Annotated in this window: 25 protein-coding genes; 12 read left to right on the forward strand and 13 right to left on the reverse strand. The window is 72.1% G+C overall.

Features of this window, described 5'->3' with window-relative positions; translation table 11 throughout:
- The first annotated feature begins 2 nt into the window (after positions 1–2).
- Genes ACQP03_RS18300 through ACQP03_RS18310 form a run of 3 tightly spaced genes read left to right on the forward strand, consistent with a single transcriptional unit; the run spans position 3 to position 1,544 of the window.
- Positions 3–368 carry an ArsR/SmtB family transcription factor gene (locus ACQP03_RS18300; protein ID WP_357118074.1) on the forward strand — a complete coding sequence of 122 codons (366 nt, stop codon included), beginning with the start codon at positions 3–5 and terminating at the stop codon, positions 366–368.
- On the forward strand, positions 368–1,006 hold the full coding sequence (locus tag ACQP03_RS18305; protein ID WP_357118071.1) for an SRPBCC family protein: 639 nt from the start codon (positions 368–370) through the stop codon (positions 1,004–1,006). Before ACQP03_RS18300 ends, ACQP03_RS18305 begins: the two co-directional genes overlap by 1 nt.
- 28 nt (positions 1,007–1,034) lie before the next feature.
- Positions 1,035–1,544: an NUDIX domain-containing protein gene (locus ACQP03_RS18310; protein WP_357118068.1), complete on the forward strand. Its 510-nt coding sequence runs from the start codon at positions 1,035–1,037 to the stop codon at positions 1,542–1,544.
- 339 nt (positions 1,545–1,883) lie between these two features.
- On the opposite strand, the gene ACQP03_RS18315 is transcribed toward ACQP03_RS18310, so the two are convergent.
- The 3 genes from ACQP03_RS18315 to ACQP03_RS18325 all read right to left on the reverse strand — a co-directional run bounded on the left by ACQP03_RS18315 (position 1,884) and on the right by ACQP03_RS18325 (position 7,015).
- Complete coding sequence (locus ACQP03_RS18315) at positions 1,884–3,827, reverse strand: ABC transporter ATP-binding protein (protein ID WP_363660345.1); 1,944 nt, start codon at positions 3,825–3,827, stop codon at positions 1,884–1,886.
- Between the two features lie 93 nt (positions 3,828–3,920).
- Positions 3,921–5,360: an ATP-binding protein gene (locus ACQP03_RS18320; protein ID WP_357118065.1), complete on the reverse strand. Its 1,440-nt coding sequence runs from the start codon at positions 5,358–5,360 to the stop codon at positions 3,921–3,923.
- Positions 5,357–7,015 carry an FAD-dependent oxidoreductase gene (locus ACQP03_RS18325; RefSeq protein ID WP_357169760.1) on the reverse strand — a complete coding sequence of 553 codons (1,659 nt, stop codon included), beginning with the start codon at positions 7,013–7,015 and terminating at the stop codon, positions 5,357–5,359. Before ACQP03_RS18325 ends, ACQP03_RS18320 begins: the two co-directional genes overlap by 4 nt.
- Positions 7,016–7,161: 146 nt before the next feature.
- On the opposite strand from ACQP03_RS18325, the gene ACQP03_RS18330 reads away from it, so the two are divergent.
- Together ACQP03_RS18330 and smpB are read left to right on the forward strand one after the other, a co-directional pair.
- The gene (locus ACQP03_RS18330; protein ID WP_357169757.1) at positions 7,162–9,414 is read left to right on the forward strand and encodes a hypothetical protein; all 2,253 of its coding nucleotides are present in this window, start codon (positions 7,162–7,164) and stop codon (positions 9,412–9,414) included.
- A gap of 25 nt (positions 9,415–9,439) precedes the next feature.
- Positions 9,440–9,934 carry an SsrA-binding protein SmpB gene (smpB, locus tag ACQP03_RS18335; protein WP_357118056.1) on the forward strand — a complete coding sequence of 165 codons (495 nt, stop codon included), beginning with the start codon at positions 9,440–9,442 and terminating at the stop codon, positions 9,932–9,934.
- Position 9,935: 1 nt separating this feature from the next.
- Here the strand turns inward: smpB and ACQP03_RS18340 are convergent, their stop codons facing one another.
- Entirely contained in the window at positions 9,936–10,802 is an 867-nt protein-coding gene (locus ACQP03_RS18340; protein WP_357118053.1) for an aldo/keto reductase family oxidoreductase, read from the reverse strand.
- Positions 10,803–10,944: 142 nt separating this feature from the next.
- Here ACQP03_RS18340 and ACQP03_RS18345 point away from each other — a divergent pair, with 142 nt between their 5' ends.
- The 5 genes from ACQP03_RS18345 to ACQP03_RS18365 all read left to right on the forward strand — a co-directional run bounded on the left by ACQP03_RS18345 (position 10,945) and on the right by ACQP03_RS18365 (position 14,668).
- Positions 10,945–11,388 (forward strand): winged helix-turn-helix transcriptional regulator, encoded by a 444-nt coding sequence (locus ACQP03_RS18345; protein WP_357118050.1) that lies wholly within the window; start codon positions 10,945–10,947, stop codon positions 11,386–11,388.
- Between the two features lie 97 nt (positions 11,389–11,485).
- Positions 11,486–11,911, forward strand: coding sequence for a TOBE domain-containing protein (locus tag ACQP03_RS18350; protein ID WP_433457649.1), 426 nt, complete (start codon positions 11,486–11,488; stop codon positions 11,909–11,911).
- A complete protein-coding gene (modA, locus tag ACQP03_RS18355; RefSeq protein WP_433457651.1) occupies positions 11,908–12,702 on the forward strand; it encodes a molybdate ABC transporter substrate-binding protein in 795 nt (264 codons plus the stop codon). Before ACQP03_RS18350 ends, modA begins: the two co-directional genes overlap by 4 nt.
- A complete protein-coding gene (gene modB / locus ACQP03_RS18360) occupies positions 12,699–13,514 on the forward strand; it encodes a molybdate ABC transporter permease subunit (protein ID WP_433457653.1) in 816 nt (271 codons plus the stop codon). Before modA ends, modB begins: the two co-directional genes overlap by 4 nt.
- A gap of 86 nt (positions 13,515–13,600) precedes the next feature.
- Complete coding sequence (locus tag ACQP03_RS18365; protein WP_433461183.1) at positions 13,601–14,668, forward strand: ABC transporter ATP-binding protein; 1,068 nt, start codon at positions 13,601–13,603, stop codon at positions 14,666–14,668.
- A gap of 212 nt (positions 14,669–14,880) precedes the next feature.
- On the opposite strand, the gene ACQP03_RS18370 is transcribed toward ACQP03_RS18365, so the two are convergent.
- From ACQP03_RS18370 to ACQP03_RS18385, 4 genes are read right to left on the reverse strand one after another with little or no spacing between them, the layout of a single operon-like run.
- Positions 14,881–15,294 carry a type II toxin-antitoxin system prevent-host-death family antitoxin gene (locus ACQP03_RS18370; RefSeq protein WP_357169751.1) on the reverse strand — a complete coding sequence of 138 codons (414 nt, stop codon included), beginning with the start codon at positions 15,292–15,294 and terminating at the stop codon, positions 14,881–14,883.
- Positions 15,295–15,336: 42 nt separating this feature from the next.
- The gene (locus ACQP03_RS18375; protein ID WP_433457655.1) at positions 15,337–15,906 is read right to left on the reverse strand and encodes a GNAT family N-acetyltransferase; all 570 of its coding nucleotides are present in this window, start codon (positions 15,904–15,906) and stop codon (positions 15,337–15,339) included.
- A 57-nt stretch (positions 15,907–15,963) separates the two neighbouring features.
- The gene (locus tag ACQP03_RS18380; RefSeq protein WP_357169745.1) at positions 15,964–16,404 is read right to left on the reverse strand and encodes a hypothetical protein; all 441 of its coding nucleotides are present in this window, start codon (positions 16,402–16,404) and stop codon (positions 15,964–15,966) included.
- 33 nt (positions 16,405–16,437) lie between these two features.
- On the reverse strand, positions 16,438–17,814 hold the full coding sequence (locus tag ACQP03_RS18385) for a hypothetical protein (protein WP_433457657.1): 1,377 nt from the start codon (positions 17,812–17,814) through the stop codon (positions 16,438–16,440).
- Here ACQP03_RS18385 and ACQP03_RS18390 point away from each other — a divergent pair.
- Entirely contained in the window at positions 17,813–19,372 is a 1,560-nt protein-coding gene (locus ACQP03_RS18390) for an NAD(P)/FAD-dependent oxidoreductase (protein ID WP_433457659.1), read from the forward strand. The two genes, ACQP03_RS18385 and ACQP03_RS18390, sit on opposite strands and share 2 nt — an antisense overlap.
- A 31-nt stretch (positions 19,373–19,403) precedes the next feature.
- Here ACQP03_RS18390 and ACQP03_RS18395 read toward each other — a convergent pair whose 3' ends face one another.
- Both ACQP03_RS18395 and ACQP03_RS18400 read right to left on the reverse strand, forming a co-directional pair.
- Positions 19,404–19,829 carry a hypothetical protein gene (locus ACQP03_RS18395; protein ID WP_357169736.1) on the reverse strand — a complete coding sequence of 142 codons (426 nt, stop codon included), beginning with the start codon at positions 19,827–19,829 and terminating at the stop codon, positions 19,404–19,406.
- A 147-nt stretch (positions 19,830–19,976) separates the two neighbouring features.
- Positions 19,977–20,897, reverse strand: coding sequence for an RNA polymerase subunit sigma-70 (locus ACQP03_RS18400; protein ID WP_357118019.1), 921 nt, complete (start codon positions 20,895–20,897; stop codon positions 19,977–19,979).
- Between the two features lie 136 nt (positions 20,898–21,033).
- Here ACQP03_RS18400 and ACQP03_RS18405 point away from each other — a divergent pair, with 136 nt between their 5' ends.
- Entirely contained in the window at positions 21,034–21,750 is a 717-nt protein-coding gene (locus tag ACQP03_RS18405; RefSeq protein WP_357118016.1) for a DUF899 family protein, read from the forward strand.
- Between the two features lie 188 nt (positions 21,751–21,938).
- Here the strand turns inward: ACQP03_RS18405 and ACQP03_RS18410 are convergent, their stop codons facing one another.
- From ACQP03_RS18410 to ACQP03_RS18420, 3 genes are read right to left on the reverse strand one after another with little or no spacing between them, the layout of a single operon-like run.
- A complete protein-coding gene (locus ACQP03_RS18410) occupies positions 21,939–23,195 on the reverse strand; it encodes a cellulose binding domain-containing protein (protein ID WP_363660320.1) in 1,257 nt (418 codons plus the stop codon).
- Positions 23,196–23,230: 35 nt separating this feature from the next.
- On the reverse strand, positions 23,231–24,697 hold the full coding sequence (locus ACQP03_RS18415) for a cellulose binding domain-containing protein (protein ID WP_363660321.1): 1,467 nt from the start codon (positions 24,695–24,697) through the stop codon (positions 23,231–23,233).
- Positions 24,694–25,749 (reverse strand): pectinesterase family protein, encoded by a 1,056-nt coding sequence (locus tag ACQP03_RS18420; protein ID WP_363660322.1) that lies wholly within the window; start codon positions 25,747–25,749, stop codon positions 24,694–24,696. The genes ACQP03_RS18415 and ACQP03_RS18420 overlap by 4 nt, the downstream gene beginning before the upstream one ends.
- Between the last annotated feature and the right edge of the window lie 16 nt (positions 25,750–25,765).

Genomic DNA, 25,765 nt, shown 5'->3' on the forward strand with positions numbered 1-25,765 from the left:
CCGTGCACGCCTTCGACGTGCTGGGCGATCCGGTCCGGCGCCGCATCCTGGAACTGCTCGCCGACGGCGAGCAGAGCGCCGGCGCGGTGAACGCGGTCATCCGCGACGAGTTCGGCATCTCCCAGCCCGCCGTGTCCCAGCACCTCAAGGTGTTGCGGGACAACGGCTTCGCCACCGTGCGTCCGGACGGCGCCCGGCGGCTCTACGCGGTCGACCCGCGCCCGTTGCGCGAGGTGGACGGCTGGCTGGAGCACTTCCGCCGCTTCTGGGCGCCACCCCTGGCGGCGCTCGCCACCGAGCTGGCCCGGGGCCGACGCGAGCGGCGCCTACGCGGGCCCGCCGACCCACCCGACGAGAGGAACACCTGATGTTCGACGCCACCGAGCAGATCAACGCCGTCCAGCGACAGGTCGGCAGCCGCACGCTGGCCGCCGGCGAGGCCCGGGTGACCACGATCAGCCAGACCTACCAGGCGACGGCCGAGGACCTGTGGGACGCCTGCACCAACGCCGAGCGCATCCCCCGCTGGTTCCTGCCGATCAGCGGCGACCTGCGGCTGCACGGCACGTACCAGCTCGAGGGCAACGCGCACGGCACCGTCGAGACCTGCGAGCCCCCGCACCGCTTCACCGCTACCTGGGAGATGGGCGGCGAGGTGAGCTGGATCGAGGTGCGGGTCACGCCGGTGGGCGACGATCAGGCCCGCCTGGACCTGGACCACATCGCGCACGTCGACCAGGACCGGTGGGCCCAGTTCGGACCGGGCGCCGTCGGCGTCGGCTGGGACCTGGGCCTGCTCGGCCTCGCCACGTACCTCTCCGGCGGCGTCGGCGTGCGACCGGAGGACAGCGCCGAGTGGGTCGCCTCCGCCCAGGGTCGACGGGCCATGGAGCTGAGCAGCCACCTGTGGGGCGAGGCAAGCATCGCCGCCGGCACCGACCCCGACGAGGCCAAGGCCGCCGCCGAACGCACCACCGCCTTCTACACCGGCACGCCAATCGAATGAGCGCGGCCGGCGGGTAACGTGCTGCGGCATGACCGGTACGCCGTACTCGCACTGCTCCTACTGCGGCGCCGCCTACCCCGCGGCGGCCGGCTGGCCGCGGGTCTGCGCGGCCTGCGGCGAGACCGTCTGGCGCAACCCTTTGCCCGTCGCGGTGGCGGTGCTCCCGGTCCGCACGGCCGAGGGCCTCGGCGTGGTGGTCGTCCGCCGGGCCATCGAGCCGGCCCGCGGGCTGCTCGCGCTGCCCGGCGGTTTCATCGAGTACGGCGAGGAGTGGTCCGACGCGCTGGTGCGTGAACTGTGGGAGGAGACCGGGCTGGTCGCGGACGCCGCCGACGCCCGGCTCCTCGCCGTACGGGGCGCACCACAGGGCGGCACCATGATGATCTTCGGGATGCTGCCGGAGCGGGACGCCGAGGATCTGCCGCCGTCGCGGCCCACCGAGGAGGCGACCGAGTGGTTGGTCCTCACCGACCCGGTCCAGTTGGCGTTCTCCACCCACACCCGCGTCCTGGCCGACGTCCTCACCAACCAGGCCTGACCACGACCCCCGGGCCCGGCCCCCGCCGCGATGATCCACTCGGGTTCGGTGATGTCGGGCCGTACTCAGCGGCGAGACGCCCCGGGTTCCTTGAACCCGAGTGGATCAAGCCCGAGCCGAGGCTCACCCCGACCCCCGCCGCGCCGCGGCTCCCACAGAACCGCCAGCCCAGCCCACCCACCCCGCCGGCCGGCCGGCCGGCGATCTTGCACTTTATGCGGCGACATAGGGCGCATCCCCACCGAATTCAACAACCGAAAGTGCAAGATCGCGGGGGCGACGGGCGGGGCGGGGGCGACGGGCGGGGCGGGGGCGGCGGGCGGGGGTGGCGGGCGGGGATCAGGGGCGGTGGGCTTCGCTGGTGTGGGCGCGGTAGCCGCTGGCCTGTAGCTCGAACAGCTCGCGGTAGAGGCCCCCGGCCGCCATCAGCTCGTCGTGGTTGCCCTGCTGTACGAGACGGCCCTGATCCATGACGAAGATCCGGTCGGCGTGCCGGACGTTGGCCAGCCGGTGGGTGATCAGGACGACCGCCCGGTCGGGCCGGCGACGCAGGTGCTGGAACAGGGCGTGTTCGGCGCGGGCGTCCAGAGCCGCCGACGGCTCGTCGCAGATCAGCAGGGCGGCGTCCCGGTAGAGGCCACGCGCGGCGACCAGCCGCTGCCACTGTCCGCCGGACAGCTCGTGGCCGTTCTTGAACTCCCGGTCGAGCAGGGTGTCGTAGCCGTGCGGCAGGCCCTCGATCATGTCGTGGGCGGCGGCCGCGTCGGCCGCCTCCCGCACGGTGGGGCCGGGCCGCTCGGGCGTACGGTCGTGCCGGCCCACCCTGATGTTCTGACCGGCCGTGAACGGGAACTTCCAGTACTCCTGCGTCATCACCGCGACCTGTGCGCCGAGCGCGCGCGGATCCAGCTCGGCGGCGTCGACGCCGTCCCAGCGGATCGTCCCGCCGGTCGGCTGGTAGAGACCGGCGATCAGCTTGGCGAGGGTGGTCTTGCCGGAGCCGTTCTCACCGACCAGCGCGATCACCTCGCCGCGCCGGATCGTCAGACTGACCCGGTCGACCGCAGGGGCGTCGGTGTCGGGGTAACGCAGGCTCACCTCGTGCAGGTCGATCGCCTCGACGCCGTCGGCCGTCCGGCTGCCGCCGACGGGCACCCGGCCCTGCGCCCGGGTGAGGAAGTCCCGGTAGTCCTGGTAGTAGAGGGCGTCCTCGTACAGCGAGTTGGTGGCGACGACCGCGACGCCCAGGCTGGTCCGGGCGGACTGGAGGGCGAGCAGGGCGGTGGCCGCGGCGGCGAGGGCGACCATGCCGGCGAGCAGCAGGCCACCGAGCACCGCGTACACGCCGAAGGTGGCCAGGCCCGCCACGGTGGCGCCGGCGACCCGGGTGCCGGTCTGCGAGCGGACCAGCCGCAGTTGGGCGCGGGTCTCGACGGCCATCACACCCCGGTACTCGGCGAGCAGGAACTCGCGCATCTGATAGGCGCGCACCTCGGCGGCGGTGTGCCGGTTGGCCATCAGGTGGGCGAGCATCCACATCCGCCGCCGTCGGGTGATCCGGGCGAGCATCGCCAGGTACTCCCGGCGGGCCATCCGCACGGCCGTGATCGCCTGGGGCACCGCCGCGAGCAGCAGGCACGGCAGCAGCAGCGGCTGGATGACGGTCACCGCGACGGCGGTGGCGAGCATCCCGACGACGCCGGTGACCAGGTTGACGGTGTGGTCGACGATCCACGCCGCCTCGCCCATCCCCCGGTCGCGGACGCGGTCCATCTCCTCGGCGAACCCGGCGTCGTCGAACGCGGCCAGGTCCACCGCCGTGGTGGCCTCGAACAGCCGCAGCTCCACCTGGTAGTTGATCTGAGGGGTGAGCCGGGCCTGGGCCCAACCGGCGGCGATCGTCAGGCCGCCGCGCGCCGAGATCGCCGTCGCGGCCACGATCAGCGCCGGCAGGGCGGCGCGCACCCGGTCCGGGGTGGGACCGGCGGCGAAGAGTTCCCGCAGTACGCCGGTCGTGGCGAGCAGGCCGAAGGTGGTCATCACCCCGGCGGCGACGTTCAGGCCGATGGAGGCGACCGTGTCCGTGCGGTTGGTGGCCCAGGCCAGGGCCACCGCCTCACGGACCAGCCTCGGCAGCCGGCGGGCCACCGCCCAGAAGCTGGTGTGCGCGAAGGTGTGCGCGTGGTGCATCCAGACGGCGTCCTCCAGCTCCGGCAGCACGGAGCTGTCGTCGGGGGGATCGATCGGCTGGTCATCGTGGGTCGCGGTACGCGGGCGGGCCATCGAGTCCACGGAAGCTCCTCGGGGGGCGGGAAGCACGGACGCCGCCCGAGACTACTGCCCGCAACCGCTCGATGTCTCTAGGTAGTCGGCGTGTCAGGGCAACGCGGCCACGTCCTCGGTGATCGGCAGCAGGACCCGGAAGGTGGTGTGCCCCGGCTCTGTCTCCACCCGGATGTCGCCGTGGTGCTTGTTGACCACGATCCGGTACGAGATGTCCAGTCCCAGTCCGGTGCCCGCCCCGACCGGCTTCGTGGTGAAGAACGGCTCGAAGATGCGCGGGCGCACCTCCGGCGGGATACCGGGACCGGTGTCGGTGATCTCCACCGCCAACAGGTCGCCGACCCGTCCGGTGCGGACGGTCAGCACGCCCTTCTCCCCCATCGCGCCCAGCGCGTTGTCGACGAGGTTGGTCCACACCTGGTTCAGCTCCGCCGCGTACGCCGGGATCGGCGGCAGGCTCCGGTCGTACTCGCGGACGAGTTTGACCTCCGCCGGGATCTTGCCCTTGAACATGACGAGCGTCGCGTCCAGCAGATCGTGCACGTCCACGACCCGGTGCGGCGCGCGATCGAGCTGGGAGTACTGCTTGGCCGCGCCCACCAGACCCGAGATCCGGGTCACCGCGTCGCCGATCTCGCGCATCAACAGTTCGGTGTCGACCGTGTACGACAGCCACCGCACCGCGGCCTCCAGGTCCGCCGGCCCGACGGCCGCCTTCACCTGGGCGAGCCACGCCGCGTCCAGGCCCCCGGCGACCAGGATCGGCGCCAGGTCCCACGCGCCACCCACACCGTGGTCCTCCAGCCAGTCGGTGAGGATGTCCTCGGCGTCGGCGGTGGCGACCGGGGTCAGCTTCGGCGCGGTCGCCACCCGGGCCACCGCCTCCTCCTGCAACGCGACCAGCCCGTGCAGCGCCCGCCCGTCGAGCCGCCCGTCGGCGATCATCGCGAGCTTGTGCCGCATCCCCGCGACCCGGTCCCGCAACACCGACGTGGCCCGCACCGCCGCGGCGGCCGGATTGTTCAGCTCGTGGGTCAGCCCCGCCGAGAGCGAGCCGAGCGCCAGCAGCCGCTCCCGCTCGCCCACGATGGTCTGGCTGTCCCTCATGCCGAAGAACAGCCCCTCCAACAGGTGCATCGGCATCGGGAACCAGGACCGCAGGGCGTGCGCGAAGTCCTCCGCCGGCAGCACGAAGAAGTCGGCGTCGACGAGCGCGCGCAGGCTGTTGCGGTACGTCTGCTCGACCTGGTCGCCCAGGTACGCCTGGGTGGCCCCGCCGTACACGCCGCGCTGGTCGGTGCGGCTGACCTCGACGTCGTCGCCACGGACCTGCCGGCTCAGCGCCACCGCACCGCGCAGCAGCACGAAGAAGCAGGTGGCGGCCTCGCCCTCGCCGTACACGAGGGTGCCGCCGGCGCGCTGCTCCACGCGGCCGTGCTCGCTCAGCCAGTCGAGCTGCGCGTCGTCGAGGGCCTCGAACAGGAACAGCTCACGTAGCTGTGCCGGGGTCAGCCGATCGGACTGGCTGGTCATTGGGCCTCCAGGTAGCGGTGCACGAGCGACACGGCCATCGCGCCCTCGCCGACTGCCGAGGCGACCCGCTTGACCGACTCGGCGCGGACGTCACCGGCGGCGAAGACCCCCGGCAGGCTGGTCTCCAGGTGGTACGGGTCGCGGGACAACGACCAGCCGGCCGGGCGTCGCCCACCGGCCAGCAGATCCGGGCCGGTGACGATGAAGCCCCGACCGTCCCGCACGAGCACGCCGTCCAGCCAGTCGGTGCGGGGTTCGGCGCCGATGAAGATGAACAACCAGGAGGTGTCGACCGTGCGACTCTCCCCGGTGCGGGTGTCGCAGAGGGTGAGCCCTTCCAGGTGGTCGTCGCCGGTCGCGCCGACCACGGCGGTGTGCGGGTGCACGGTGATCCGGTCGATGCGCGCCAACTGGTCGATGAGGTAGCTCGACATCGACGCCGTCAGGTCCGCGCCGCGGATCAGCAGGTGGACGCGCGCGGCGTACCGGGAGAAGTGCACCGCCGCCTGGCCGGCCGAGTTGGCCCCGCCCACGATGTAGACGTCCTGGTCGACGCAGCTCGGCGCCTCGGTGGCGGCCGCGCCGTAGAACACCCCCCGACCGGTGAAGTCGGCCAGCCCGGGAGCGTCGAGCACCCGGTACGACACGCCGGTCGCCAACACCACCGTGTGCGCGGCGATCTCGCTGCCGTCGCCGAAGCGCAGCAGCCGCGCGCCGCCGGCCTCGCTCAGGCCGACCACCTCGCGGGCGCTGAGCAGCTCCGCGCCGAACTTCACCGCCTGCCGGCGGGCCCGGTCGGTCAACTGCGCGCCGGAGACGCCGTCCGGGAAGCCCAGGTAGTTCTCGATCCGGCTGCTCTGCCCGGCCTGCCCGCCGGTCGCCCGCCGCTCGACGAGCACGGTCCGCAGCCCCTCGGACGCGCCGTACACGGCCGAGCCCAGGCCCGCCGGGCCGCCGCCGATCACCACGAGGTCGTAGAAGTCGGACGCGGGCACCACGGTCAGCCCGGCCAACGCGGCCAGCTCGGCCTCGCTGGGGGCCACCAGCGCCTTGCCCTCGGCGGTCACCACCAGGGGTACGTCCGCCTCGGTGGCCCCGGCCGCGTCGAGCAGTCGGGCGCCCTCCGGGTCGTCCGAGAGCAACCAGCGGTACGGCACGAGGTTGCGGGCCAGGAAGTCACGGATCTTGAACGACGGCGCCGACCAGCGGTGCCCGACCACGCGGATCTCGGCGCTCGTGGCGTCCGGGGTCACCGACCAGGCCTCCAGGAGCCCGTCGACGACCGGGTACAGCTTCTCCTCCGGCGGGTGCCACGGCTTGAGCAGGTAGTGGTCCAGGTCCACCACGTTGATCGCCTCGATCGCGGCGTCGGTGTCCGCGTACGCGGTGAGCAGCACCCGGCGGGCCGCCGGGAAGATGTCCATGGCGGCCTCGAGGAACTCGACGCCGGTCATCTCCGGCATCCGGTGGTCGGCCAGCAGCAGCGCCACCTGCTCGCCGCGTAACTTGACCTCCCGCAGCGCGTCCAACGCCTCCGGTCCGGAGGCGGCGCGCAGCACCCGGTAGCGGTCGCCGTAGCGGCGCCGGATGTCCCGGGCCACCGCCCGGGACACCGCGGGATCGTCGTCGACGGTCAGGATCACCGGGTTTGCCATGGCGCCAATAGAACCACCTCGCCGGGCCGCTCCGCACCACCGGTGGGCAGCGCCGCGAGGCGTGATCCGGCGCGGGGCGGGTAAGCGGCACCGCCGCGGGCGGCCGGCGCCGCGTCCCGCCGGCTGTCACACACCTCGGGGGGCCCATGGCGGACGCGTCGCCGACCGGACCGGAGACGGGTCGGATCGTGGAGCTGCGGGTGCACGGCGTCTCGGGGGCGGGCGCTGACCGGGTGCTCAACCGGCCGTTCGTGCACCAGGTGGCCGGCGACCGCAGCGGCGGGTTCTACCGCCCCCGTCCGGGCTACCCGGACTCGACCGGCACGGACGGGGTGACGCTGGAGGCGTACCGCTGGAACGACCTGCCCTCCGGCACGGCCGTACGGACGCTGTCGCTGGTGTTCCTGTTGCCGTTCATGCTCTGCAACGTGGCGCTCTGGATGCGCCCCGCCAACGATTCGGCGAAGCACGCCCTCGTCGCGTTGGGTCGGGTGCTCGCACTCACCCTCACGATGCTCTACGTGCTCACCATCGTCGGGGTGGCGGTGGACCTCGTCGCCTGGCGGTGCATGGGCACGCCGAGCTGCCTGGACGGACGCAACTGGCTGTCCTGGCTCGGCGGGCGTTCGCCCGGCGTACGCCTGGGCGTGCTGGCCCTGGTGCCGGTCGCCGCCATCGGGATCGTGTGGCGGCTGTCCGCTCGGCCGAGCCACTCGTTCGACGCCTTCCGCACCGGGGCGGTCCAGGAGACGTCCGTGTCGCAGTTGAGCGCGGTCGGCCAGTGGGACGGCACGCCGGTGGTGGGACGGCTGCGCTCCGTGCACGTCGCGGCCGCGTTCGCCACGCTGGACGGCAGCCTGCTGGCCGCCTGGGACAGCGAGAACTCCTCGTGGGTGCGGGTGGCGCTGGCGGTGGCTACGGGCGTCGTGCTGCTCGCCTGCCTGGTCCTGCTGACCCAGGTGAGCGGCATGGACCGAACCAGCTTCGTGCCCGGGCTGGAGAGCGTCACGCGCGGGCTCCGTACGATCGCCTGTGGCCTGACGATCCTGGTGATCGCGTACACCCTGGCCAGTGGCGAGCCCTGGCCGCACAGCGAGATGCTGCCCGGGTACAGCGCCACCGTGGCCTGGTTGTTCGTCAGCCAGACCTTCCTGCTGGTCATCCTCGCGGCGACGGCGCTCTGGGCGCGCGGCGGCGGACGGCGTGCCGACGGACAACGGCTCCCGCGGCTGCGCGCGCTGGGCGCGCCGGTCTTCGTCACGGTCGCCGCCGGACTCGCGGTCGCGTTCTCCGCCGAGTTGGTCTACCGCGTGGCGGACGTGTTGGACCGCGACGGGCGGCACGTCAGCCGGTTCGCGTTCGGCCCGCCGCTGGCGTACAAATGGGCGATCTTCGGGTTTTTCCTGGCGGTGGCCGCGGCGGTGCTGGTGGGCGTGCTGGTCACCGTCGCGACCCGTGCCAGCCGGTGGCGGGCCGCGCGGGCGATCGTGGCCGCCGACTACCCGGACGCGCCGCCGGAGGCGGCGACGCGGCTGCGACGGGTCGAGCAGGCGGTCGCCCGGGCCCGGTTCACCGAACGCGTGGAACCCCTCGCCGTGGTCTACGCCGCATTCGCCGCGATTGGGCTGGCCACCAGCCTGCTCGGCCTGTTGCAGCTCTATCCCGGCGACCTGTTCCAGGCGTACCTCGGTGTGCCCGACAGCTTCGTCAACTTTTTCATCGGGGCGGGCAACTACGCGATCGCCGCGATCCTGATCGGGCTCGTGATCGGTGGGTTCTTCGCCTACCGGACGGCCGGGTTCCGCCGGTACGTGGGCGTCCTGTGGGACCTGGGCACCTTCTGGCCCCGGGGAGCGCATCCCTTCGCGCCACCCTGTTACGCGGAGCGGGCGGTGCCCGAGTTGGCCAAGCGGATCACCTACCTCGTGGACCAGGGCGAGGGCGTCCTGCTGGCGGGGCACAGTCACGGATCGGTGCTGCTCACGGCCACGCTGCTGCAACTGCCACGGCGGGTCACCGACCGGGTCGCCCTGCTGACCTACGGGTCACCGCTGAGTCGGCTGTACTCGCGGCTGTTCCCCGCCTACGTCAACCCGGGGTCGCTCCGGGACATCGGCGAGCGCATCGGCTGGCGCTGGGTCAACCTGTGGCGCGACACCGACCCGATCGGTGGGTGGATCTTCGCCCCGCACCGGTGCGGGGACACCGGGCCGTCGACCGGGCCGGAGGCGACGGTGGACCGCCGGTTGACCGACCCGCAGGGGCTCGTGCCCCCGCCCAGCGACAGCGTGCCGCCACCCATCCTCGCTCACCTGCCGTGCGAGTCGCAGGAGGAGTTCGGGCAGGCGGTACGGGACCTGACCGCGCGGCTGCGTGCCGAGCGCCGGACGGGAGACTGAGGCGGCGGCCGGATATCGTCGCCGGGTGAGCCCGTCCCGCAAGCCCGAACGCCGACTCATCGCCTCGAACAAGAAGGCGCGACACGAGTACACCGTGCTGCGCACGTACGAGGCGGGCATCGTGCTGGTCGGCACCGAGGTGAAGTCGCTGCGCGAGGGGCGGGCATCGCTCGTGGACGCGTTCGCGCACGAGCGCGACGGCGAGATCATGCTGTACGGGCTGCACATCGCCGAGTACCGCTACGGCACCTGGACCAACCACGCGCCCCGCCGTAACCGCAAGCTGCTGCTGCACCGCTCCGAGATCGGCAAGATCCTGGAAAAGGTCCGCGAGGGCGGGGTGACGCTGGTGCCGCTGTCGATGTACTTCGACAACGGGTGGGCCAAGGTCGAACTGGCCCTGGCCAAGGGCAAGCGCACGTACGACAAGCGGCAGTCCCTCGCCGAGCGCGACGCCAACCGCGAGATCGCCCGGGAGCTGGGCAGACACCTCAAGGGCCATCCCCGCCCCAACTCCTGAGTCAGCGTCCGATCGTGTCCAGCTCGACGAGGTCGTCGTCGGACAGGACGAGGGCCGCGCCCGTGATGTTCTCGCGCAGGTGTGCCACGGACGACGTGCCGGGGATCAGCAGGATGTTCGGCGACCGCCGCAGCAGCCAGGCGAGGGCGACGGACATCGGTGTCGCCTTCAGCCGCGTGGCGACGGCCGAGAGGACGGCGGACTGCAACGGGCTGAAGCCGCCCAACGGAAAGAACGGCACGTAGGCGACGCCCTGGTCGGCGAGCGCGTCGATCATCTTGTCGTCCTGGCGGTGCGCGAGGTTGTACATGTTCTGCACGCACACGATCGGCGCGATCGACTGCGCCTCGGCGACCTGCTCCGGCGTCGCGTTGCTCACCCCGAGGTGCCGGATCAGGCCCTGCCGCTGAAGGTCCACGAGCGCGTCGAGCGCCTCCGCCACCGGCCCGGGTTCGGGGCCCTCGGCGTTGCCGAGCCGCAGGTTCACCAGGTCGAGCAGTTCGAGGCCGAGCGTCTGGAGGTTCTCGTGGACAGCCCGGCGCAGGCTCTGCGGGTCGCGGGCAGTGGGCCATCCGCCCTGTTCGTCGCGGATCGCGCCGACCTTGGTCACGATGTGCAGCGACTCGGGGTACGGGTGCAGCGCCTCCCGGATCAGCTCGTTGGTGACGTGCGGCCCGTACGCCTCGGCGGTGTCGATGTGGGTGACGCCCAGTTCGACGGCCTCGCGAAGCACGGCGAGCGCGCCGTCCCGGTCGGCCGGCGGTCCCATGACCCAGGGGCCGGCGAGCTGCATCGCGCCGTAGCCGAACCGGGTGACGTCCAGGTCGCCCAGCCGGAAGGTGCCGCCGGGGAGAGAGTGGGAAGCCATCTTCGCTACCTCTGACTTTCGCATCGCACCGCGCGGGGCGCCGGTGCCGCACTGTTACCGGAACCAACTATCAGGGGGTAACTTCCTGATGGAAAGTAGGCACCTCGAAGTGCGTAACTCACCCTCAGGAAGGAGCAGGGCGATGGCGACGGCGACGGCGGCCCAGAAGAGGGCGCAGGCCAAGTCGGAGTACGACGCGTTCCTGGCGCAGTGCCCGAGCCGCAAGCTGCTCGACCGGATCGCGGACAAGTGGGTCACGTTGGTGCTGGCCGCGCTCCGCGGCGCAGGCTCGCCGCAGTCCGGTGCCGACTGTGCCGGCGAACCCCGGCCGATGCGCTACTCGGAACTGTCGCGCCAGCTCGCCGGTGTCAGCCAGAAGATGCTCACGCAGACACTGCGCTCGCTGGAGCGGGACGGTCTGATCACGCGCACCGTGGAGCCGACCGTGCCCGTCACGGTCACCTACGAGCTCACCGACCTGGGCCTCTCCCTGCACGAGGTGGTGCGGGGCCTGAAGGCCTGGGCCGAGACCCACATGGACGACGTGTTCGCCAACCGCGCGACGTACGACACCCGGGCCAGCTGAGCCCTATCGCAACTGCGATCGAAAACCGCGCACGCGTACGCAGAATCGGCCCTGTTTGGCTCTTCTTCCTCGCAGATGCGGCGGCTATGGTTTTCCGGTGACGACCTTCCGGATCGGCGCGGCGGCCGACCTGCTCGGCGTCAGCGCCGACACGATCCGCCGATGGGTGGACGCCGGGCGGCTGCCCGCCGGGCGTGACGAGCACGGCCACCGGATCATCTACGGCGTCGACCTCGCGGCGTTCGCCCGGGCGCAGGCCGCCGACCCGGACGCGGGCGCCGAGCTCTCCTCGGCGCGCAACCGGCTGCGCGGCATCGTCGTCGACGTCCGCAAGGACACGGTGATGGCCCAGGTCGACATCCAGGCTGGCCCGTTCCGGGTGGTGTCGCTGATGAGCCGGGAGGCGGTCGACGAGCTCGACCTGCGGGTCGGCTCGGTCGCCGTGGCCGTCATCAAGTCGACCACCGTGGTGGTGGAGCGGGCCGCGCCCACCGCCCCGGCCGGAGCGAGGGGGAACGGATGAGGCCTCGGGCCAGATTCGTGGCGCTGGCGCTGGCGGTGGCCGTGCTGGCGACGGCCGGCTGCGACCGCGCCGGCGACCCGGCGACCGGGGGTGACACCCGGGACGGTCGGGTCAGCGGCACGGTGACCGTGTTCGCCGCCGCCTCGCTGACCGAGTCGTTCACCCGCATCGCGAAGGACTTCGAGGCCGCCAACCCGGGCGTCACCGTCACCCTCAACCTCGCCGGCAGCTCGGCCCTGGCCAACCAGATCACCCAGGGCGCTCCGGCGGACGTCTTCGCCTCGGCCGCGCCGAAGAACATGGCGACCGTGACGCAGGCCGGTGACGCCGACGGCGCGCCGTTCGTCTTCGCCCGCAACCAACTGGTGGTCGCGGTGCCCAGCGGCAACCCGAAGGGCGTGACCGGTCTCGCCGACCTGGCCCGTCCGGGCGTGAAGGTCGCGCTCTGCGCCGAGCAGGTGCCCTGCGGCGCGGCGGCGCGTACCGCCCTGACCGCGGCCGGCGTCGCGCTGACGCCGGTCACCCTCGAACAGGACGTCAAGGGTGCGCTGGCCAAGGTCAAGCTCGGCGAGGTCGACGCGGCCCTCGTCTACCGCACGGACGCCCGTGCCGCGAGCGCCGACGTGACGGGTGTCGAGTTCCCCGAGTCCGCTCGGGCGATCAACGACTATCCGATCGTCGCGCTGAAGAACGCGCCCAATCGGGCGGGCGCGCGCGCCTTCGTCGCGTACGTCCGCTCGACGCCGGCACAGGCGGTCCTCGCCGAGGCGGGGTTCCAGGCGGCGTCGTGAGCCTGGTCCACGAGCCCACCACCTCGCGACGTCGTTCGAGGGTGCCGGCGGCGTTGCTGATCCCGGCCGGGCTGGGCCTGCTCTTCCTGGTCCTGCCGCTGGCCGGGCTGGTGGTCCGGGCGCCGTGGGCGACGCTGCCGCAGCGGCTCACCGCGCCGGGGGCGCTGACGGCGCTGCGCCTGTCGGTGCAGACCGCGACCCTGGCCACGTTGCTCTGCCTGCTGCTCGGGGTGCCCCTGGCGTGGTTGCTGGCCCGGGTCGACTTCCCCGGCCGCCGGCTGGCCCGCGCCCTGGTCACCGTGCCGCTGGTGCTGCCGCCGGTGGTCGGCGGCGTGGCGCTGCTGCTGGTCTTCGGCCGACGCGGGCTGCTCGGCGGCTGGCTCGACGCCACGTTCGGCGTCACCCTGCCGTTCACGACCGCCGGCGTGGTGCTGGCCGAGGCGTTCGTCGCCATGCCGTTCCTCGTCATCGCCGTCGAGGGCGCGCTCCGCGCGGCCGACCACCGCTACGAGGAGGCCGCCGCGACGCTGGGGGCCAGCCGGTGGACGACCTTCACGCACGTCACGTTGCCGCTGGTAGCACCCGGGATCGCCGCCGGCGCGGTGCTGTGCTGGGCGCGGGCACTCGGCGAGTTCGGCGCCACCATCACCTTCGCCGGCAACTATCCCGGGCGTACGCAGACCATGCCGTTGGCCGTCTACCTGGCGCTGGAGACCGACCTGGAGTCGGCCATCGTGCTCAGCCTGGTGCTGCTGATCGTCTCGGTGGGCATCCTGGCCGCGCTGCGCGACCGCTGGATGGCGGCCCCGTGACCACGCCACCGCCCAACCAGAAGCCCGTGACCGCGCCGCCACCCAACGAAAGGCCCGTGACCCCGCCACCGCCCAACGACCAGCCCGTGACCACGCCGCTGTTGGATGCCCGGCTGGTCGTCGACCGGGGCGCCTTCCGGTTGGACGTACCGCTGCGGGTCGCACCGGGTGAGGTCGTCGCGCTGCTCGGGCCCAACGGGGCCGGCAAGACCACCGCGCTGCGCGCCCTGGCCGGGCTGCACCCGCTCACCGCCGGGCACGTCACCCTCGACGGTGTCGACCTGGACCGGCCGGCGAGCCGGGGCTGGGTGCCCACCGAGCGCCGGCCGATCGGCGTGGTCTTCCAGGACTACCTGCTGTTTCCGCACCTTGACGCGTTGGACAACGTGGCGTTCGGGCCGCGCCGGCACGGCGTCGACCGGCGGGCGGCACGGGCCACCGCGCGGAGCTGGCTCGACCGGGTGGGCCTCGCCGACCAGGCGCACCGCAAGCCCCGCCAGCTCTCCGGCGGGCAGGCGCAGCGGGTGGCGCTGGCCCGCGCGCTGGCCGTCGGACCGTCGCTGCTGCTGCTCGACGAGCCGCTGGCCGCCCTGGATGCCCGTACGCGCCTGGAGACCCGCGCGCAACTGCACCGCCACCTGGCCGCGCACCCGGGTGCGACGGTGCTGGTCACCCACGATCCGCTGGACGCGTTGGCGCTGGCCGACCGCCTGGTCATCGTCGAGGGCGGGCGCGTCGTCCAGGAGGGCGACGGCCCGAGCGTCACGGCCCGCCCGCGCACCGACTACGTGGCACGGCTGGTCGGGCTGAATCTCTACCGGGGTCGGGCCGAGGGCCACGGCGTACGTGTCGCGCCGGAGTTGACCCTGAGCGTGGCCGACCGGCTCGACGGCGACGCGTTCGTGGCGTTCCGCCCGGCGGCGGTGGCCCTGCACCCGTCGCGACCTGACGGCAGCCCCCGCAACACGTGGGCGGGCACGGTGAGCGGCGTCCAGCGCCACGGCGACAACGTGCGGGTGCAGGTGGACGGACCGGTCGGCGTGGCCGCCGACGTCACGCCGGCCGCGGCGGCCCAGCTCCGGCTGATCCCGGGCCAACGGATCTGGGTGGCGGTCAAGGCGACCGAGACCCACGCCTACCCGGCGACGAGCTGACCCCGCCGCACGACGAACGGACCGTGCCCGCTCTGCCGGCCTCGGGGTGTACAGGGCGAGGCCGGACCGTGTGCGGCCACCGCCGCACGGCGCCCAGGCCGACGCCGGACCGGGCGTGAGCCGCCGCCGGACCGGGCGCGAGCCGCCGCCGCACGGTGCGCAGGGCCAGGCCGGACCGGGCGCGAGTCGCCACCGGCCCCGGTAAGCGGAGGTCAGTCGGCCAGCAGGTCGGCGTGCGCGGCGCGCAGCCGGGCCAGCGTCGGGTCGCTGCCCGGGACGACCCGGCGGTCCAGCTCGGCCCACACCTCCGCCAGCGCCGCGCGGACCGCGCCCAGCTCGGCGGCGTGCCGTTGGCTGCTGCGACGGTGCTGCTCGTCGAGGCGGCGGGCCCACCCGGCGGTGACCGCGGCGAGCCGGTCGGCGTCGGCGCGGGCCTGGGCGGCGCTGCGGGCCGCGGCGGCGGGAACGATCGCGGCGACCGGGCGGGGATCGCCGTCGCGGGTGACGACGGTGACCGCGTCGGTCAGCTCGGCCAACGCGACGAGCTGGCTGAACCGGGTGCGCGCCTCGCGCAGCGGCACGGAGCGCGGCGGGTCGGGATGCGGGGTGAGCGCGGGGATGGCCATGAATGCATGCTGCCGCCCGGGTACGACAGAAATCCGTCGTCGTCAGTGGACGGTGGGTGGTGGCACGGACGCGGCCCGCCACTCGTCGGCCAGCACCGACCAGATCTCCAGGTCGACGCGACCGTCCATGCCCGGGTAGACCTGACGCAGGGTGCCGTCGTGGCGCAGGCCCAGCCGGCGGGCCAGGGCGATGCTGCGGACGTTTGCGGCGTTCGTCCGCCACTCGACGCGGTGGATGCCGCGCTCCCGCACCGCCCAGTCGACGATCCGCCGAATCGCGGGGGCGACGAAGCCCTGGCCCTGCGCCGCCGGCTCCACCCAGCAGCCGACCTCGCACAGGCCCACCGTGACGTCGAACGACACGAACATCACCCCGCCGACCAGCGTGCCGCGCCACCACAGGCCCCAGATGCCGCCAGCGTCGGCCGCCCAGCGGTCGGCGTAGCGCTGCAACACGGCCCGGGCCGACGGCAGGTCGGTGGCGACGAAGGACGGCGCCACCCAGGGACTTATGTGATCCCGCGCCCGGTCGAGATGGGCGAGGAACTCCTCGGCCCGCCAGGGGTCCAACGCGCGCAGCTCGACATCCTCGTTCAGCGCCAGGGCGAACACCGGGCCTCCCCCGAAGTTGGCGACGACGGGTACCAGGCTCGCACAGGGTCGCCGGTGCTAGACCGGCAGGTGCGTCCGCAGGGCGGCGAACTGGGCCACCGTCAGGTACGAGGGGTTGGCCGCCTGCGGCTGTCGGAGCACCTCCAGAGCGGCGAGCCGGTCGTCGGCGCGCAACACGCCTCGGGGCACCCGGTCCGGCTCGGCGAGGATGGGTAGCTCCACGGGCACCGACCAGGGTCGCCCCGGTGGCCCCGGCTCGGCCGGCCCGGTGACCCGGCCGACGCCCCACACCCCGTACGGCAGGCGGGCGCGGCTGCCACTGGCCCAGAACACCACGGGCTGCCCGGTCCGCATCAGCCGGGCGCGGTAGCCGGGGCGTACGCACCAGCTCGTCACCAGGGGTTCGCGGGCGAAGCGGGTGGCGAGGTCGACGGTGTCCGCGTTGCCCTTGATCAGCCAGGCGCCCAGGTCGTCGAGGCGTACCCGTGGCTCGGTCATCGCCTCATCCTGCCCCGACCGACGTCCGTCCAATCAGATGATCATGTGGGTCCAGTAGGTGAGCCAGAGCACGAACAGCGCGCCCTGCACGAGGGCGAGCGCCGCCGTCAGCCACCCGTCGACGCTCGCCCGGCGGGCCCAGCGGGCCAGCACGAGGGCCACCGGGAACGCGGCGAGCAGGTAGCGCAGCAGGCTCTTGTAGACGGCGGGGCCCAGCGACAGCGGCACCACCACCATCAGCACGCCGTAGACCAGGTAGGGCAGCTCCCGACGGCGGAACCCGGCGGCCAGGACGGCCAACACGACCAGGGCGAACAGGACCCGGGCGGCGTCGCGCGGCTCGCCGGTGAGCCCGCCCAGGACCACCGGAAGCGGGTTCTGCGTCTCGATCCCCCAGCCGGCCTTCTGGGCGTGCTGGTAGGCGAACCAGTCCCCGCCCCGCCATTTGCAGAACGCCATGAAGGTGAACCATCCGGCGGGCAGCAGCAGTAACGGCCAGCCGGTCCGCAGGTATCCGAGCAGGGCACGCGGACCGAGCCGCCAGTCGTGCTGGCGCAGCAGCACGAGCGCCAACGGCAGGACGACGAGCAGTCCGAGAGACCGGCTCATCGCCAGGAAGTAGCCGACCACGCCGACCACCAGCCACCGGCGACGCTCGGCGTAGTAGAAGGCGGCCAGCGCGAGGCAGACGAACAGCGACTCGGTCAGCGCGGCCTGGAACAGGAACGCCGTCGGCAGGAGCACCAGGTAGCGGGTGAATCGACGAGCCGCGTCGGCGTCGGCGAACAGCAGCTCGGCCAGCCGGTAGCCGTACCCGAGGACGCCCAGGAACGCGACATTGCTGATCAACAGCAGGGCCAGCGCGTTGTCGCCGCCCAGCAGCGCGCCGACCGGCCGGGCGAGGAAGGGGTAGAGCAGTGGAAAGCCGAAGTCCCCCCACGGTCGCCCGGTCAGCGGCAGCTCGCTCAGCCGCAGGTAGAGCAGCGCGTCCCAGGCGAACCAGAAGGAGATCCACCGGTGCCCGGAGATCTCCCGCTGCTGCGCCCACATCAGCGCCTCGTCCGGCGGTGGCGCCCCGGGGATGCCGTCCCAGGCGTGCAGGACCAGGAGGCCGAGCAGGGTCAGCAGCAGCTTCGCGCCGAGAAAGAGCCCGATCAGGTACGGCCAGGGAGGCGGCACCCGGCGGACCAGTCGCGCGCCCGCCCGGACCAGCGCCGTCGCGCGCCGCCGGCCGCCCCGCCACCGGTGCATCCGCCCCGCTCCCCCGGTCCGCCGAACCGCCTGCCGCCCTCCCCGTTGTACGCCCCGGCGGACCTCGCCGGAGGAGAAACCCACCAGGACCAGAGGTGACATCCCGGTCATAACGGGTACGCGGGCCGCCTCGACCAGCAACAGGGAGTTCGGCGGCATGAGCGAGCAACACGGCACGGTGGTCATCGGCGCGGGGCCGGCGGGGCTCACGGCGGCGTACGAGTTGCTCCGGCACGGGCGGCCGGTCCAGGTCTTCGAGGCCGATGAGGTGGTCGGCGGGATCAGCCGGACCGTGGAACGCGACGGGTGGCGCTTCGACATCGGCGGACACCGGTTCTTCACCAAGGTCCCCCGGGTGGAGGCGTTCTGGCACGAGATCCTGCCCGACGAGGACTTCCTGACCCGGCCCCGGATGAGTCGGATCTTCTACCGGGGCGCCCTGTTCAACTACCCGCTGAGCCCGTCGAACGCGCTGCGCAACCTGGGTCTGCCGGAGGCGGTGCGGTGCCTCGCCTCGTACGCCCGGGCGCGGGTTCGCCCACCTCGCGACCAGTCGCACTTCGAGGGCTGGGTGTCGGCCCGGTTCGGCTGGCGGCTGTACTCGATCTTCTTCAAGACGTACACCGAGAAGGTCTGGGGGATGCCCGCGGACCGGCTGCGGGCCGACTGGGCCGCGCAGCGGATCAAGAACCTGTCGCTGGCCACGGCGATCCGCAACGCGGTGCTGCCCGGACGCCGCCGCACCGACGTGACCAGCCTGATCGAGGAGTTCCAGTACCCGAAGTACGGGCCGGGGATGATGTGGGAACGCTGCGCCGACCAGGTACGCCAGCGCGGCGGGGAGGTGTCGACCGGTACCTGGGTGACCGCCGTGCACCGCGACCCGAAGCGACGCCGGGCGATCAGCGTGACGGTCAACGGCGCGGGCGGGCAGCGTACCGAGCCGGCCGACGACGTGATCTCGTCGATGCCGATCTCGGAGCTGGTCGCGGCGTTGCGCCCGCCGGCGCCCCCGCACGTGCTGGCCTGCGCCGCCGACCTGCGCTACCGCGACTTCCTGACCGTCGCCCTGGTGGTGCCGGCCGAGTTCTCGTTCCCCGACAACTGGATCTACGTGCACGATCCCGCGGTGCGGGTGGGCCGGATCCAGAACTTCGGCTCCTGGTCGCCGTACCTCGTCAAGGACGGGCGCACCTGCCTGGGCCTGGAGTACTTCGTCTTCGAGGACGACGAGATGTGGCGTACCGCCGATGCCGACCTGGTGGCCCTCGCGACCGCGGAGCTGCAGCGGTTGGGCCTGGTTCGCCCGGGGGTGGTCGAGGCCGGCTACGTCGTGCGCATGCCGAAGGCCTATCCGGTGTACGACGAGCGCTACCAGCACAACGTGGACGTGATCCGGGCGTGGCTGGCCGAGGCCGTGCCGAACGTGCACCCGGTGGGACGCAACGGCATGCACCGCTACAACAACCAGGACCACTCGATGCTCACCGCGATGTTGACCGTGGAGAACATCGTCACCGGCAGCGCCCACGACATCTGGTCGGTCAACGTGGAGCAGGACTACCACGAACAGTCGACCACCGGCGGCGCGCTCCGGGGCACGGGTCGGGACGCGCCGGTGCTGCCGAGCCGGATCATCACCGCCCCGATCACCGCTCCCGAGGGCGTCCGCGCGGCCGGCGACGGCGGCCGATCCGCGCAGGCGCCGCTGGTCTGACGGACCGGGGCTCGTTACGCGAACGCCGGCGTCAGATCGGGCCGCTGGTGTAGATCTCCGTGCTGCTCTCGTTGCCGATGAACGGGTTGTTGACCGCCCACAGCAGGCCCTCGTCGTACTCCGGCACGTCGAAGTTGCACATGACCCAGCCGGCGTCCGCGCCGCTGCTGTTGATGCACTGCCGGCTCCAGTCCGGTCCCTGGATCGTGCCGGCGGCGGGTGCGCCATTCGCCTTGGTGTCCTTCACCCAGACCCGGTCCCCGTACGCGGCGAAGCACGCCTTGGCGCCGGTCGTCGACACGCACCACACGTCGACACCGTTGGCCGCCGGCGGCGCACCGCTCGGCGTGCCCGTGGCCGCCGACGCCGCCGAGGCGGTGCCGACCAGAACGAGGGCCACTGTCGTCGGCACCATGACCAGGGCACCCGCCAACCGCGTGCTCGGCTTCCCACGCATCCCCGTCAACTCCCCACATCCACCATGATCGTCATTCCGGTGCTGGACGATAGCAGTCGGGCCCTCGTTGAAGCCGATGTGGACGGTGGCACATCATGAGGGCGGCCCACCCGCCAGCCGCCTCCCCAACCTCTCTGGACAGAACACCTAGGGCTCGAGTGTGGCGGGCATGCTGAAGGCGGCGACGTGACGGGCACCGATGAAGGCGTTGCTCTCTACGATCTTCCCGTTCTCGATCCGGAGTACGTCGACGACCAACGCCTCGTAGTGCGGGCTGCCGGGCCGGCGGAGATAGTTGATCAGCGCCGGGCGCCCGTTGGCCGAGGTGGGGAACGTACGCCAGTCGAGCGGTCGGCCGAGGAACTCGGCGGCCGCGTCGATCCCGACGACCGGCGGCTCGGGCGGCATCGTGATCCGTACGTCCTCGGCGAGCAGTGACCGGATCGTCTCCGGGTCCTTCGCGTTGGCGTAGCGGCGCAGGATCTCTTCGTCCTCGCTGGTGAGCTGCGGGCGGCGCCAGTCCTGTGGGTCCGACGGAGCGCGCCCGCGGAGGGTGTGGCGGGCCCGCTGGAGGAGGCTGTTGACGGCCGCCACGGCGGTGTCGAGCGCGGCGGCGATCTCCGGCGGCGTCCAGCCGTGGACGTCGCGCAGTACGAAGGCCGCCCGCTGCCGTGGCGGCAGGTACATGAGCGCGGCTATCAGGGCCAGCTCGACGGTCTCCCGGGCGGCGAGACCGGTCTGCGGATCGTCGGCCAGCAGGGCGTCCGGATAGGGACCGAGCTCGGTGGACCACTCCAGCGGATCCCCGGACGGTACCGTCCGGTGACCGGCCGCCTTGCGGCTGTCGAGGAAGACGTTCGTGGCGATCCGGTAGAACCAGGTGCGCGCCGACGCCCGACCCTCGAAGCGGTCGCGAGCCCGCCAGGCACGCAGGAATGTCTCCTGCACCAGGTCGTCCGCGTCGGTGACGTTCCCGGCGAGGCGGTAGCAGTGCACGTGTAGCTCGCGCCGGTGCTCGTCGAAGGCGCGCTGCAGCCAGACCGCCTGCTCGTCGGTCGAGTCGGACATCTGATTTCCCCGGGGCTGAATGATCCTCACCACTGTACTGACGACCGCAGACCCCATCCGTCATCGGTCGCCGATGACGATCGCCGACTCGGTCGTCTGTACCTGTAACCGATCCTCACCTACTAAGGAGAACGCCATGACGGCAACCCCCGCCTTCAGCGCCGCCGCGCCCCCGGTCGTCGACCGGGAGACCTGGCTGCGCGAGCGCGACGAACTGCTGGTCCGGGAGAAGGCCCATACCCGCGAAGGGGACGCGATCGCAGCCGCTCGCCGTCAGCTGCCGATGACCTTGATGCCGACGGTGACGGTCCAGGGCCCCGGCGGGGACACCCCGCTGGTGGAGGTCTTCGAGGGCCGCCGGATGCTCATCGCCTACTTCCACATGTGGCACGACGACAAGCCGTACGAGCACCAGTGTGAGGGGTGCACCTTCTCGACCTGTCACATGCAGACGCTGGACTACCTGCACGCTCGGGACGTCACCTACGCCGTGTTCTGCCAGGGCCCCTACGACGAAAGTGCCCCGTTCGCGGAGTTCATGGGCTACCCGTTTCCCTGGTATTCGGCGAGAGACTCCGACCCGGCTCTGGCCGACGGTCGTGACTTCGGGTTCATCGCCTGCTACCTGCGCGACGGCGACAACGTCTACGAGACCTACTGGACCACCGGGCGGGGCGTGGAGGCGTTGATGACCACCTACCACGCGCTGGACCTCACCGTGTACGGCCGGCAGGAGAACTGGGAGAACTCGCCGGAAGGCTGGCCGCGGGTCACCGGGCACCCGTGGCGTCTCAACGGCCGCCCCACCGCGCAATGGTCACGCCCCGGCGTTACGCCAGCGGTGACGACCTGATGATCGAGGTGATCATGCTCGGGTCGACCGCGGTGTCGACCTGCTGCTCGGGCATCCTGCCCATCGTGAGGAACACCTCGACGCCGCCGGGCGTCGTCCGGGCCCGCCGCAGGCCGACCAGTTCTTATGAAACAGGCCCTAGGCGTGATCCGGCCACCGCGCCGGCCCGATCAGCAAAGCGGTGGCTGTCATCTCAGGTAGGCAGCGAGTGGGATGTTCTGCGCCCGCAGGGCGGTGGCGACCAGGCCGGCGATCTGTCTGGCCCCGGCGGTCTCGAAGTGGGTGTGGTCGTTGCAGAAGAACGCGCCCACCGCGCCCGTCGAGTAGTCACCGTTGTTCGGGCACAACCGGAGCGAGTTGTAGAGCGCCACGCTGCTGGCGTGCAGGTCGATGACCGGTACACCGTTGGCGGCGGCCGCGGCCGTCGTCTCGGTGACGAAACCGCGATTGCCGACGGCGGTGTTGCCGCTGCAGGTGATCGCCGCGACCGGGGTGACGAAGATCGGCTTCACCCCTCTGGCCTTGGCGGCCGTCGCCATCACGCCGAGCAGTTCCTTGAAGCGGTTGGCGCCGACGTGTCGCGGGCAGGCCGAGTCACCGTCGTTGATGCCGAACTGGATGATCAGGTAGTCCCCGGCCTTGAAGCCACTGCCGCTGTCCAGCATCGCCGACCATCGCGCGCTGTAGGCGGTCGAGCTGAGCGCGCACTCGCCGGCCGAGTTCTTGGTGGAGGTCACATTGCCCTCGTACAGCCAGGTCTGGATGCTGCGACCGCCGACGGCGCTGTTCTGCACGGTGACGTTGGACGTGAGGTAGGACGCGAACTGGCTGCCCCAGCCGATCGGACAGGAACTGGCGTTCATCATCGTGGAGTCGCCCGCCATCCACACCTTGGTCGGCACGGGCGTCGGTGACGTGGAGGGGCTGGCCGGCGGCGTGCTCGGGCCGGTGCAGGGTGTCGGCGCCGGGGATGGCGTCGATGTCGGCGACGGCGCGGTGGGCGACGGCGTCGGCGCGGTGGGTGTTGGTGCCGGTGGACCGGCACAGGTGGTGCCGTTGAACGAGAACGACGACGGCACCGGGTTGCTGCCGCTCCACGAGCCGGTGAAGCCGAAGTTGACCGACGCGCCGGTGCCGACGGCACCGTTGTAGCTCACGTTGGTGGCGGTGGCCGCCGAGCCGGTGACCGTGAGGGTGGCGTTCCACGCCTGCGTCACGCCCTGCCCGGGAGCGAAGCTCCACGCCAGGCTCCAACTGGTCACCGCGTCACCGAGGTTGGTGACGACGACATCCGCGCCGAACCCGCCGGTCCACTGGCTGGTGACCCGGTAGTCGACAGCGCACGCCGGGGTGGCGGCCTGGGCGGTGGCGATGCCGAGCCCACCGGCCACGACGGTCAGGACCGTTGCCGCCAGAACCACGAGACGCGATCGGCGAACCGTCATCGGGTTACTCCTGCCTCGATCGGAGGCGCTCGCCATCACGTGACGGCGGCGCACGGGGAGCCGTTGAGGGCGAAGCCGGTCGCTCCGCCGAGCGGGCTGTCGGTGATGAATCCGAAGCTGGTCGAACCGGCGGCCGGGATCACCGTGTTCCAGGCGACGTTCACCGCCGTGGCCGCGGCGCCGGACTGGGTGACCGTGGCATTCCAGGACTGCGTGATCCGCTGACTGCCCGGCAGCGACCAGGTCAGTGTCCACCCGTTGATTCCGACGGTGGAGGTGTTGTTGAGCGTCACGTCGAACTGGGCGCCCGTACCCCAGTCACCGGTCTTGCGGTAGGTGACCGCGCAGGCCGCGCCCGCGGAAGGCGTCGGCGCGGGCGTCGTCGGCGGCGGCGTGGTCGGCGCGGGCGTCGTGGGGGGCGGCGTGGTCGGCGCGGGCGTCGTCGGCGGCGGCGTCGTCGGGGCCGGGGTCGTGTTCAGTCGTGCGCTGAGGATCGGGGCCAGCCGGTCGGTGATGGCCTGGTGGCCGGCGTCGTTCGGGTGCACCGAGTCGCTCAGGCCCCCCGACGGCAGCCAGCCGGTGGTGTCCAGGTAGAACACGTTGGCGTCGCCCGCGGCGTTGCGCGCCCGCACCGCCGCCTCCGTCTCCGTCGCGTACCGACCGATGAACGTCCGCATGGCGAAGAGCTTGGCGTTCGGGAACCTGGCCCGGATCCTTGTCAGGAAGGTGGTGTACGCCGTCTGGAAGGCGGCCGCGCTCACGCCGTGGCTCTTGTCGTTGGTCCCCAGGTTGATCACCACGCCGTCGGCGGTGTAGCGGGAGAAGTCCCACGGGTCGGTGCCGACCTGGCCACCGGAGGACATCCAGTAGCGCGTCTCCTGCGCCCAGCACCCATCGGTCGTCTCGGCCAGACACATGCCACCGATCGCGATCTGCGTGTGGTCGTAGCCGAGCCGCTCACCGACCTTGAAGCCGTAGTCCGTCACGGCGAGTTGACTGCTCGTGGCCCCGGCGGTGATCGAGTCGCCGACGAACTCGACCAGCTTGGGGCGGGTCGGTGGCGCGAAGGTGCGCGCGCCGGAGTCGAGGATCAACCCCTGGAAGACCGCGTCACCGGTGTAGGAGCCGGCCACCTGCCGGTAGCTGACGATCAGCGTGTGACTGCCGGCCGCCAGCGCGGTCGGCGTCAGGTTGATCGTGCCGGAGCCGGTGAAGGAGGTGAACGCCCCACCGTCGATGCTCGCCCAGAGTTGGATGGTGTTGCGCTGCCGGAGCTTCACCGTTCGGCCGGTGAACCCGACGCGCAGGTACGCGCCGGCCCAGTAGGGCACGTAGGCCGAGGCGTTCGTCCTGTTCCACCGGCCGACGAAGCTGATGTTCGAGTCGGCCGGCGTGCCGTCGCCGGCCGCGGCCTGGGCGCTGAGCACCGGCAGGCCGGCGGCGAGCACCCCGGCGGCGACCGCGATGAGGGCCGCGGTACGCAGGGAACGGATCGTCGTCATCGGATCGGGTTCCAGCCGTCGGTACCCGCCAGGTAGGCGGTGGGTGTGTACTGGGTGGCGGTGGAGGCGCTCATCTGCGGCCGGTTGGCGTTGATGACGGCCCCGGGCCCGGTGCTGCCGTACTCGGCGAACCGGGCGTTCCGCCACGAGAAGCCGGACATGTCGGTCCACGGGTCGGTGCGGATGTGCGCGCCCATCGTGACGCCCCGGTAGAGGACCTGACCGCGGGCGTTCACGTCGCCGCTGGGGTGCCAGGGCCGGCCCAGGTAGACGGTCCTGGCGGGAGCGTTGCTGGTCAGGGTGGTTCCCCAGAACAGGAAGCCGAACTTGTTGTTGATGTCGGTGGCCGCGGCGGTGAGGTAGCCGTTGTTCGACGACGAGCCCCGCGTCAGCGAGTGCACGGTGCCGTTCTGGAAGACCATGGTGCCCCGCCCGAAGATGAAGTCGACGTCACCCTCCACGTAGGAGTTTCGGACGTAGAGACGCCGGACCGAGCTGACACTGGGCGCGTTGACCAGCAGGGTGTCCTGGTTGCCGAGAACGCGGACGTTGTCGAACTGCACCCGGTCGCCCGAGGTGTTGACAGCGACGGCCTGCTCGGCGTCGAGAGTGTTGGCGGCCTCGTCGAAGTCGTTCGACATGGTCAGGTTCCTGATCGTAGTGTCGTTGGCGTTGACGAAGACCGAGGCGCTGCCGGACGTGCCGTACGTACCGCCACCGGGCTTGGTCTGGCCGGAGGCATGCCCTTCGACGATCACCACCTGGGCGGCGGAACTGCCGGCGCCGACCAGGGTGAGGTAGGGCTTGTTGGCGGGAATGGTGACCACGCCCCGGTAGGTGCCGGGTTTGATGGTGATGGTGACCGGCACGCCGTTGTTCGCCGCGACACTGTCGATCGCCGCCTGCACGGTCGTGTAGGTGCCGCTGCCGTCGGCGGCCACGGTGATGGTCGTCGCGGACGCGGACGCGGCCACCGGGACCGCGGTGGCGAGGGCGCACCCCGTCAGCACCGCCACCGTGCGCAGCCCAAGCACCCTGCCGGACGTGGTCATAAGCGTTCTCCGATCC

This window comes from Micromonospora sp. CA-248212 (assembly GCF_050948405.1).
Classification (GTDB): domain Bacteria; phylum Actinomycetota; class Actinomycetes; order Mycobacteriales; family Micromonosporaceae; genus Micromonospora.